The sequence below is a fragment of the Streptomyces sp. SDr-06 genome (genome assembly GCF_003324565.1).
In the GTDB taxonomy this organism is placed as follows: Bacteria; Actinomycetota; Actinomycetes; order Streptomycetales; family Streptomycetaceae; genus Streptomyces.
In genome coordinates, this window is the sequence record NZ_QOLA01000018.1 from 167,892 (window position 1) to 176,729 (window position 8,838).

An 8,838-nucleotide genomic window follows, 5' to 3' on the forward strand; every position below is an offset into this window, starting at 1 on the left:
CACCCCTCGACTTCCCGGGGTCCGGTGGTCGACCCAGCGGCCTCAGCCTTGCGGCGCCTTCTTCACGAACTCCGTCGTGTACGTCTGGGAGAGGTCGACCTTGGTGGACTTGAGGTTCGGGTTGAAGGCCTTGAGCACCTTCTCGACCGTTTCCGGACCGTCCTTGGGCATGACGCCGTCCTTGGTGAACATCGGCAGCGTGCTCTTGATCGACTGCGCGTACAGGTCCTTGCCTCCCTTCGCGTAGTCCGCGGGCATCTTCGCCGCGATCTCCTCGGCACTGTGCGTGGACATCCAGCGCAACGTCTTCACCAGGGCGTTGACCAGCTTCTGCACCGTCTGCCGGTGGCCGTTGACCCACTCCGTGCTCATGTAGAGGCTGGAGGAGGGGTACGGCCCGCCGAGCGCCTGCTGCGAGCCCTCGGGCGTACGCATGTCGACCAGCACCTTGCCGAGCTTCTGGTCGAGGAGGGTGGCGACCGTCGGGTCGGTCGTCATGCCGCCCTGGATGGAGCCCTGCTTCAGCGCGGCGACGAACGTCTGCCCCGCGCCCACCGCGACCGGCGTGAACTCGCTCGTCTTCACCCCGTCCCGCACGGCGAGGTACTTGGTGAGGAAGTCGGTCGACGAGCCAAGACCGGTGACGCCCAGCTTCTTGCCCTTGAAGTCCTTGGGCGAACCGATGCTCGCCGCCGCCTGGTTGGAGACGACCTCCACCTCTCCGGGCGCGTGCGAGAACTGCACCACGGACTCGATCTTCTTGCCCTTGGCCTGGAGATCGAGCGTGTGGTCGTAGAAGCCGACGGCGCCCTGTACGTCGCCGGAGATCAGCGCGGTCTCGGCCTGCACTCCGGCGGGCTCGGTGAGCAGCTCCACGTTCAGGCCCTCGGCCTTGAAGTGCCCGAGCTGCTGGGTCAGCATCGCGGGCAGGTAGATGACCTTGTCGAGACCGCCGACCATGACCTTGATCTTGGCCTGCCCGGAGGCGCTCTTGTCGTCCGAAGCCGTATCGCCGCCGCATCCGGAGAGCGTCATCACGAGAGCGGCACAGAGCCCGCCCGCGAGGAAGGGCGCGGCGCGCAGGCGCCGTCGTGCGGTGGTGCGAGGGTAACGGGCTTGCTGGATAAGGGAGTTGCTGTCGTCCGGTACGGCTTCGGGGTTGCTCGGCATGGTCATCACGTCCCTGTGATCAGGTGGCTGTACGGGAAGGAAGGGCGCGGGGCGCCCTCAGCGCTCGCTGCCGGCCTCGGGCGGGCGCCAGCGGAACAACCGCCGTTCGGCGAAGGTGAGCAGTCCCTCAGTGAGCAGGGCGACGACGGCGAGGATGGCCATCGCCGCGTACACCCCGGCGGCGTTGAACGTCCCCTGCGAGGCGGCCACCAGCAGGCCCAGGCCCTTGGTGGCGCCGATGTACTCGCCGACGATCGCGCCGATGAGCGCGAAGCCGAAGCTGACGTGGAGGCTGGTGAAGATCCAGGAGGTGGCGGACGGAATGACCACCTGAAGGGTGACCCGGCGGTTGCTCGCGCCCAGGATGCGGGCGTTGTTGACCAGGTTCCGGTCGACCTCGCGCGCCCCCTGGAAGGCGTTGAAGAAGACCGGGAAGAAGACGAGCACGACGGCGGAGGCGACCTTCGACGCGGGGCCTAGACCGAACCAGATCAGGAAGACCGGCGCGAGCACGATGCGCGGAATGGCGTTGAGAACCTTGATGTACGGGCCGAGGACATCGGCGAGGAAGCGGATCCGGCCCAGGGTGATGCCGAGGACGACGCCTCCCGTCACGCCGAGGATCCAGCCGAGCAGCGCCTCGTAGAGCGTGTACCAGATCTGTTCCCAGAGCGGTCCCTGAGCGGTGCCGTGCACGGCCCACTCCCGGATCTGGTCCCAGATCGCCGAGGGCATCGAGAAGTTGAACGGGTCGATGACCGCGGCACGGGCCAGGATCTCCCAGAGGGCGACGACCAGCGCCAGAAGCAGAACCCGGCTGCCGAGCACGAGGAGGCGGCGGTTGCGGGCGGCCCGGGCACGGGCCCTGGTGCGCGTGCCTGCCTTGAGGCCGAGCGCGGCGACGGTGTCAGGCGACATGTGCGGCACCCCGCTCACGGGTGATGCGGACCTCTTCCCCCAGCGATTCCCAGATCTCCCGGTAGATCTCGACGAACCGGGGCTCCAGGCGCACCGATTCGACCTTGCGGGGACGCGGCAGGTCGATGTCGAAGATCCGCTTCACGGTGGCGGGGCCCGCGGTCATCACGACGACCCGGTCGGCCAGCGCGATGGACTCCTCCAGGTCGTGCGTGACGAACACGACGGAGGCACCCGTGCCGGACCACAGATCGAGGAGTTCGTCCGACATCAGGGCCCTGGTCTGGACGTCGAGGGCCGAGAACGGCTCGTCCATCAGCAGGATCCGGGGGTCGTTGACGAAGGTCGCGGCGAGGGCGACGCGCTTGCGCTGCCCGCCCGAGAGCTGGTGCGGATAGCGGTCCTCGAACGCCGCGAGGCCCACCTTCGCCAGCCAGCCGCGGGCCATCTCCTTCGCCTCGGCCTTGGGTACGCCGCGAAAGCGCGGGCCCGCCATGACATTGGAGAGCACGGTGCGCCAGGGGAAGACGGCATCCTGCTGGAAGACGAAGCCGACCTGATCGCCGATGCCCTCGACCGGCTTCCCGGCCACCAGGACCTCGCCATCGGTGGGCTCCTCCAGGCCGCTGACAAGGGTCAGCGTGGTGGACTTCCCGCAGCCGGTGGGGCCGACGACGGCCACGAACTCGCCCTGCCGCACGGTCAGATCGAGCTCCCGCACGGCGGTGTGCAATGTCCCCGACGGCGTACGGAACGCCTTGCCGGCGCCCCTCAGCTCGATGGCGGGGCTGGTGTCTGTGTTCATGGAGCGGGACCGTAGGCGCGGCTCCGGCCAGGACGTCAGGCTTGTGGGCGCTGGACGCACTTCTGCGCGCAAACCCCTGTTGTGCTCGTTTTGCGCGCGCTACAACTGCGGGGTTCGAACAGCGGGAAAACGCCATGTCGGCATGCGGGAGGAGAACGCCTTGATCGACGTCCTGGTCGTGGACGACGACTTCCGTGTCGCCGAGATCAACGCGGCCTATGTCGGGAAGGTTCCCGGGTTCCGGGTCGCGGCACGGGCGCACAGCGCCGCCCAGGCGCTGGCCACGCTGGAACGCCACCGGATCGACCTCGTCCTGCTCGACCACTTCCTGCCCGACGAGACGGGGCTGAGCCTGGTCCGCCGGATGCGCCAGCAGGGCCACCACACCGACGTGATCATGGTGACCTCGGCGAGCGACGTGGCGACCGTGCAGGCCGCGATGCGCCACGGCGCGCTGCACTACCTGGTGAAGCCGTTCACCTTCGCCGGGCTGAGGGCCAAGCTCGACGCGTACGCGACGCTGCGGCGCACCGTCGACCGGGCCGCCGGCGCGGCCGGGCAGGAGCCCGCGGCCCAGGACCAGGACCAGGTCGACCGGATCTTCGCGGCCCTGCGCACCGGGCTGCCCAGCCGCCACTCCGTGCCGACGGCGGAGCTGATCCGCGACGTCCTGCACACCGCGGACCATCCGCTCTCCGCGCACGAGGTCGCCGATCGCACGGGTCTGAGCCGCTCCACGGCCCAGCGCTACCTGCGCCTCCTCGAACAGTCCGGCCGCCTGCGGCTGACCCTGCGCTACGGCGAGACGGGCCGCCCGGAACACCGCTATGCGTGGGCGGTCTGACCCCAACAGGGCCGACTTTCACGGAGGTTGGGGGGAATTGCCGGGCCCGCACCGCCGCACCCGTCCGTTCCGGCATGCCTGCGCGGGCCTACACGGCACCCGCGCCCGTCAGTGCCCTGACCTCCGCCTCCGCGTGCTTGGCCCCGTCCGGCTCCTCGCGCGAGGTCACCGTGCCGAGCCATCCCGCGAGGAACCCCAGCGGAATCGAGACGAGTCCCGGGTTCTGCAACGGGAAGAACTGGAAGTCCACCCCGGGGAAGAGGGACTCGGGGCTGCCGGAGACCACGGGCGAGATCAGCACCAGGACCAGGGCCGGGACCAGGCCCCCGTACACCGACCACACGGCCCCGCGCGTCGTGAAGTTCCGCCAGAACAGCGAGTAGAGGAGCACCGGAAGGTTCGCGGAGGCGGCCACCGCGAAGGCCAGGCCGACCAGGAACGCGACGTTCAGGTCCCGCGCGAGCAGACCCAGCGCGATCGCGACCGCCCCGATCCCCACCGCGGCCACCCGGGCGACCGCGACCTCGCCGCGCTGCTTGGCGCGTCTGCGCCGGAGCGAGGCGTAGAGGTCGTGGGCGACGGACGCCGAGGAGGCCAGCGTGATGCCCGCGACGACCGCCAGGATGGTGGCGAAGGCGATGGCGGCGACCACGGCGAAGAGAACCGTTCCGCCTGTGGAACCCGCGCCGCCTCCCAGGTTGTAGGCGAGCAGCGCGACCGCCGTGTTGCCCGCGGGGTTCGACGCCTTGACCGCGTCCGAGCCGACCAGCGCGGCCGCGCCGAAGCCGAGCACGATGGTCATCAGGTAGAAGCCGCCGATGAGGCCGATGGACCAGACGACCGAGCGGCGGGCGGCCCGCGCGGTGGGCACGGTGTAGAAGCGCGAGAGGATGTGCGGCAGTCCGGCCGTGCCGAGGACCAGGGCGAGGCCCAGGCTGATGAAGTCGAACCGCGCCGTCCAGTCCCCGCCGTACTTGAGGCCGGGTGAGAGGAACTCCTTTCCGTGGCCGCTGTGGTCGGCCGCCGAGTTCAGCAGCAGGTTGATGTCGCCGTGGAAGCGCAGCAGCACCATCACGGTGAGGGTGATCGTGCCGGCCATGAGCAGGACGGCCTTCACGATCTGGATCCAGGTGGTGGCCCGCATCCCGCCGAGCGACACATAGACCACCATCAGGGCGCCGACCCCGATGACCGTCCAGTTCCGCGCGGCGTCGCTCGTGCCGCCGAGCAGCAGGGCCACCAGGCTGCCCGCGCCGACCATCTGCGCCACCAGATAGAGAACGGACACGGTGACCGAGGAAGTTCCCGCCGCGATCCGCACGGGGCGTTCGCTCATGCGGGCCGCGACCACGTCGGCCAGGGTGAACTTGCCGCAGTTGCGGACCAGTTCGGCGACCAGGAGCAGCACCACCAGCCAGGCCACCAGGAAGCCCACGGAGTACAGCATCCCGTCGTAGCCGAAGAGTGCGATCAGCCCGGAGATGCCGAGGAAGGAAGCGGCCGACATGTAGTCACCCGCGATGGCAAAACCATTCTCCATGGGCGAGAAGAGCCGGCCGCCGGTGTAGAACTCCTCGGCCGAGCCGTGCCGGTTGCGGCTCACCCAGGTGGTGATGGCGAGCGTGGCCGCCACGAACGCGCTGAACAGCAGCAGCGCCAGAGTCTGATGGTCCCCGCCGACGATCACTTGGTCCCCCGTGTCGTTCCCTGTCCGTTGATCCGCGGGGCCCCGCGGCCCTGCTCGGTCTGCTGGGTGTGTTCGGCCCGCCGACCGCGCGTGGGGTGCCCTGGGGCGTGCTGCTGGTTCTGTTCGAACACGACCCAGCGCAGTTCCAGCGCGGCCCGGTCCCGGCGCAGCCGCGCATGGCGGGTGTACGCCCAGGTCAGCAGGAAGGTGGTGAGGAACTGGGCCAGCCCCGCGACCATCGCCACGTTCACCGCCCCGGCCACCGGGCGGGCCATGAGGCCGGGGGCGCCGACCGCGGTGATCACATAGGCCAGGTACCAGCCGAAGAAGGCGAGGGAGGCGGGGAGGACAAACCCGCGATAGCGGCGGCGCACCTCCTGGAAGGCGGCGCTGCGGTGCACTTCGAGATAGATCTCGGCCGGGCTGAGACGTTCGTCCTCGTCGCCGCAGTGCTGGGCGGGCACGGGGGCGGGCACCGTCTCGCCGTCCAGTTCGCCCCAGCCGGAGGCGAGGGCGTCGTACCAGGGGTCGTCGATCCGCGCCGCCGCCGGATCAGCCCCCTCCTGCTTCTCCACCGCACAACTCTCCTTGCCCACGAACCCGTTCGGCCGCGTGCCCCAGGATGGGCAGAGGGGGCAGCTCCTGGACTCTCCTACGCCCCGGCTTCACCCCATTAGGTGACGCGGCCGCGTCAGCCCCGAGGCGGCTGGGCCAGCCCGTACCGGTAGGCGTACCGCATGGCCTGGGCCCGGTCGCGCGCTCCGGTCTTGCCGAAGATGTTGTTGATGTGGGTCTTCACGGTGGCGGTCGAGATGTGCAGGGCCCGCGAGATCTCCGGGTTGGACATTCCCTCGGCCACGAGCGCGAGCACCTCGCCCTCGCGTGCGGTGAGGCCGTCGGGCAGTTCGGCCGGCGCGGCGGGGGCGGCCGGCGGCGCGGTCACCCGCTCCAGGAGGCGGCGCTGCACGGCGGGGGCGAGCCCGGCCTGCCCGGCCAGCACGTCCTCTATCGCCTTGACGATCTCCTCGCCCCCGGCGTCCTTGGTCAGATAGCCGCGGGCCCCGGCCTGCAGGGCCGGGAACAGGTCGTTGTCGTCCGCGTAGGTCGTGAGGATCACCACCTCCGTGCCGGGATGCCCGGAACGGATGCGGCGGGTCGCCTCCACCCCGTCGCACCGCGGCATCCGCAGGTCCATCAGGACGATGTCGGGAGCCAGTTGGGCCGTGAGGGCGACCGCCTCCTCGCCGTCCCGCGCCGAGCCGACGACCTCGATGCCGGGCAGCAGCCCGAGCAGCATCACGATGCCCTCGCGCACCACGGACTGGTCGTCGGCCACGACCACCCTGATCGTCCCCCGCGCCCCGGGCTCGCCCCCGCTCATGCGGGCACCCTCAGTCTCACCACGAAACCCTCCTCGTCCGGGCCGGCCTCCAGGGTGCCGCCCAGCAGTTCGGCGCGCTCCCTCATCCCCAGCAGACCGTAACCGGAGCCACTGACAGCGAGCTCCCCCGCCCGCTCGCGGCCCCCTGAGTCCCGCACTTCCAGGGTCACTTCGTGGGGCAGGTACTCCAGCCGTACGGCCACGACGGCGCCCGGCGCGTGCTTGCGCACGTTGGTCAGGGCCTCCTGGGCCACCCGGCGCACGGTCCCCGAGGCCTCCGGGGGCAGGGCCCTGCGCTCGCCCCGCACCTGGACCCCGGTGCCCGGGGCAAGACCCGTCCCCGAACCGGCCCCCTCGATCAGGGTGTGCAGGAAGTCCTCCACCGGGGTCATCTCGCCGCGCAGCGCGGAGAGCGCCTGGCGGGTCTCGGCAAGGCCCTCGCGCGCCATGCCCCGGGCGGCCACCACCCGTTCTAGGATCCGCTCCCGGAACTCCCCGGGCGGCTCCCGCTCGATCAGCAGCCGGGCCGCCTCCAGGTGCACCAGCTGCGCCGAGAGGCTGTGCGCCAGTACGTCATGGATCTCGCGGGCGATCCTGGCCCGCTCGTCGAGCGCGGCCGACTCCGCCTCGGCCACCCGCGCGGCCCGTTCCTGGGCGAGGAGCCGCTGGGCGGTACCGCGCGCCTCGGCGTCGAGACGCAGCACATATCCGGCGAGCCCGAGCCCGGCCGAAGTGACCGCCGTCGTCAGCCAGTTGTCGTTGTTGACCAGGATGTAGGCGCCCAGTGACGCGGCCGTGCACGGAATGGCGGCGGCCAGCGGAAGCCGTTCCAGCGCCGTCACCGCGCAGGCGCACCACAGCACCAGCGCGAGCACCGGCCAGCCTGCCGCGCGGGCCCCGGCCGCGGCTCCCATCACCAGCAGGAGCGAGATCAGGGAGGGCCAGAGCCGGTGGTCCAGGGTGAAGCGGAAGAGCGCGCGGCCCAACAGGCCGCAGACCAGCACCAGGGCCACGCCCCCCACCCACGCGTAGTGGCCCGGCCCGTTGCTGAACGTGGACCAGAGCAGGGCGCCGAAGGCCACGATCCTGATGCCCCGGGCGAGATTGCGTCTGGCACGGCTCAGGCCTTCGCGGGAGAGCGCTTCCCGCGAAGGCCAGCTGAGCCAGGTCTCTGGGGTCACACGCGGTCCTTCCACACCTGCTGGGCGGGGCTTGCTGCGGCAACACCGTACGACGCGAGGGCCGGCTGGGCCCGCCACATCAGGATGCCGCCGCGGACGAGCAGGGAGGCGGCCAGGGCGAGCAGGAGGGCGCCGGTGCCCAGGTGGATCCCGGCCAGCGCGCCGAGGCCCGCGAGGCCCACCCGCAGGGCGATGCCGAGGACCCAGATCCCGGCGGTGGCCTTGGTGCCGCGGGACCACACCGTGCCGTCGGGCTCGGTCCATATCTTCGAGGTCCAACCCCAGCCGACTCCCATGAGCGCGCCGGTCACGAGCTCGGCGCCGAGCAGAGCGACGGACCCGGCCTGGTGGTGCTGGTCGACGAGGCCGCCGTCCTTCACCGCGAAGAACACGAGGGCGGCGGGGACGAGCCACCACTTCTTCCCGGAACCGCCCACCTGCTGCGGCTTGAACTGACGGACCAGGATCAACGCCACCACCGCGACTGCCACCAGCACGTTGAAGAGCGCGGACATCGAAGCCTCCGGACGACGAGAAAGACGAGAAGACAGGAACCGTCAGGGACGGTCGGGCTGTGCTTACGTCTACGAAGGTACGGAAACGACCTGGTCAGAGGCATCGGAGCAGGGGTGGAGCACGGGTGGATGTTTTCTCTCCACCCACGGGTGCAGAAAACGCGCACCGGCCCGTGGGAGACCCACGGGCCGGTGCGCGTCAGGCCGGGTTCACGCGTCGATGCGTGAGCGGTCCAGGGTGGCGGCGGAGCTGGTGATGAACTCCTTGCGGGGCGCGACCTCGTTGCCCATCAGGAGGTCGAAGACCTGCTCGGAGGCCTCCAGGTCACCGATGTTG

General features: G+C 70.6%; 9 protein-coding genes. 1 reads left to right on the forward strand and 8 read right to left on the reverse strand.

Translation table 11 applies throughout. The annotated features are described in order from the left end of the window. Window positions 1–42: 42 nt before the first annotated feature. The 3 genes from DT019_RS29325 to DT019_RS29335 all read right to left on the reverse strand — a co-directional run bounded on the left by DT019_RS29325 (window position 43) and on the right by DT019_RS29335 (window position 2,893). A complete protein-coding gene (locus tag DT019_RS29325) occupies window positions 43–1,035 on the reverse strand; it encodes an ABC transporter substrate-binding protein (protein WP_189390034.1) in 993 nt (330 codons plus the stop codon). Between the two features lie 192 nt (window positions 1,036–1,227). Further along, window positions 1,228–2,088 (reverse strand): ABC transporter permease, encoded by an 861-nt coding sequence (locus tag DT019_RS29330; protein ID WP_114039962.1) that lies wholly within the window; start codon window positions 2,086–2,088, stop codon window positions 1,228–1,230. After that, window positions 2,078–2,893, reverse strand: a complete 816-nt coding sequence (locus DT019_RS29335; RefSeq protein WP_114039963.1) for an ABC transporter ATP-binding protein — start codon at window positions 2,891–2,893, stop codon at window positions 2,078–2,080. The genes DT019_RS29330 and DT019_RS29335 overlap by 11 nt, the downstream gene beginning before the upstream one ends. Before the next feature lie 160 nt (window positions 2,894–3,053). On the opposite strand from DT019_RS29335, the gene DT019_RS29340 reads away from it, so the two are divergent. Next, entirely contained in the window at window positions 3,054–3,737 is a 684-nt protein-coding gene (locus tag DT019_RS29340; protein WP_114039981.1) for a response regulator, read from the forward strand. 88 nt (window positions 3,738–3,825) lie between these two features. Here DT019_RS29340 and DT019_RS29345 read toward each other — a convergent pair whose 3' ends face one another. The 5 genes from DT019_RS29345 to DT019_RS29365 all read right to left on the reverse strand — a co-directional run bounded on the left by DT019_RS29345 (window position 3,826) and on the right by DT019_RS29365 (window position 8,501). Next, the gene (locus DT019_RS29345) at window positions 3,826–5,421 is read right to left on the reverse strand and encodes a cation acetate symporter (protein ID WP_114039982.1); all 1,596 of its coding nucleotides are present in this window, start codon (window positions 5,419–5,421) and stop codon (window positions 3,826–3,828) included. Beyond that, entirely contained in the window at window positions 5,421–5,999 is a 579-nt protein-coding gene (locus tag DT019_RS29350) for a DUF485 domain-containing protein (RefSeq protein ID WP_114039964.1), read from the reverse strand. Before DT019_RS29350 ends, DT019_RS29345 begins: the two co-directional genes overlap by 1 nt. A 116-nt stretch (window positions 6,000–6,115) precedes the next feature. Then, window positions 6,116–6,805 (reverse strand): response regulator transcription factor, encoded by a 690-nt coding sequence (locus DT019_RS29355; protein WP_114039965.1) that lies wholly within the window; start codon window positions 6,803–6,805, stop codon window positions 6,116–6,118. Continuing rightward, the gene (locus DT019_RS29360) at window positions 6,802–7,986 is read right to left on the reverse strand and encodes a sensor histidine kinase (protein WP_114039966.1); all 1,185 of its coding nucleotides are present in this window, start codon (window positions 7,984–7,986) and stop codon (window positions 6,802–6,804) included. Before DT019_RS29360 ends, DT019_RS29355 begins: the two co-directional genes overlap by 4 nt. Further along, entirely contained in the window at window positions 7,983–8,501 is a 519-nt protein-coding gene (locus DT019_RS29365; protein WP_114039967.1) for a DUF1453 family protein, read from the reverse strand. Before DT019_RS29365 ends, DT019_RS29360 begins: the two co-directional genes overlap by 4 nt. Window positions 8,502–8,838 lie beyond the last annotated feature (337 nt).

Excerpts from the sequence above, each read along its gene's own strand:
- DT019_RS29325 (WP_189390034.1), bottom strand. The coding sequence starts at position 1,035 with ATGACGCTCTCCGGATGCGGCGGCGATACGGCTTCGGACGACAAGAGC.
- DT019_RS29330 (WP_114039962.1), bottom strand. The coding sequence starts at position 2,088 with ATGTCGCCTGACACCGTCGCCGCGCTCGGCCTCAAGGCAGGCACGCGC.
- DT019_RS29335 (WP_114039963.1), bottom strand. The coding sequence starts at position 2,893 with ATGAACACAGACACCAGCCCCGCCATCGAGCTGAGGGGCGCCGGCAAG.
- DT019_RS29355 (WP_114039965.1), bottom strand. The coding sequence starts at position 6,805 with ATGAGCGGGGGCGAGCCCGGGGCGCGGGGGACGATCAGGGTGGTCGTG.
- DT019_RS29365 (WP_114039967.1), bottom strand. The coding sequence starts at position 8,501 with ATGTCCGCGCTCTTCAACGTGCTGGTGGCAGTCGCGGTGGTGGCGTTG.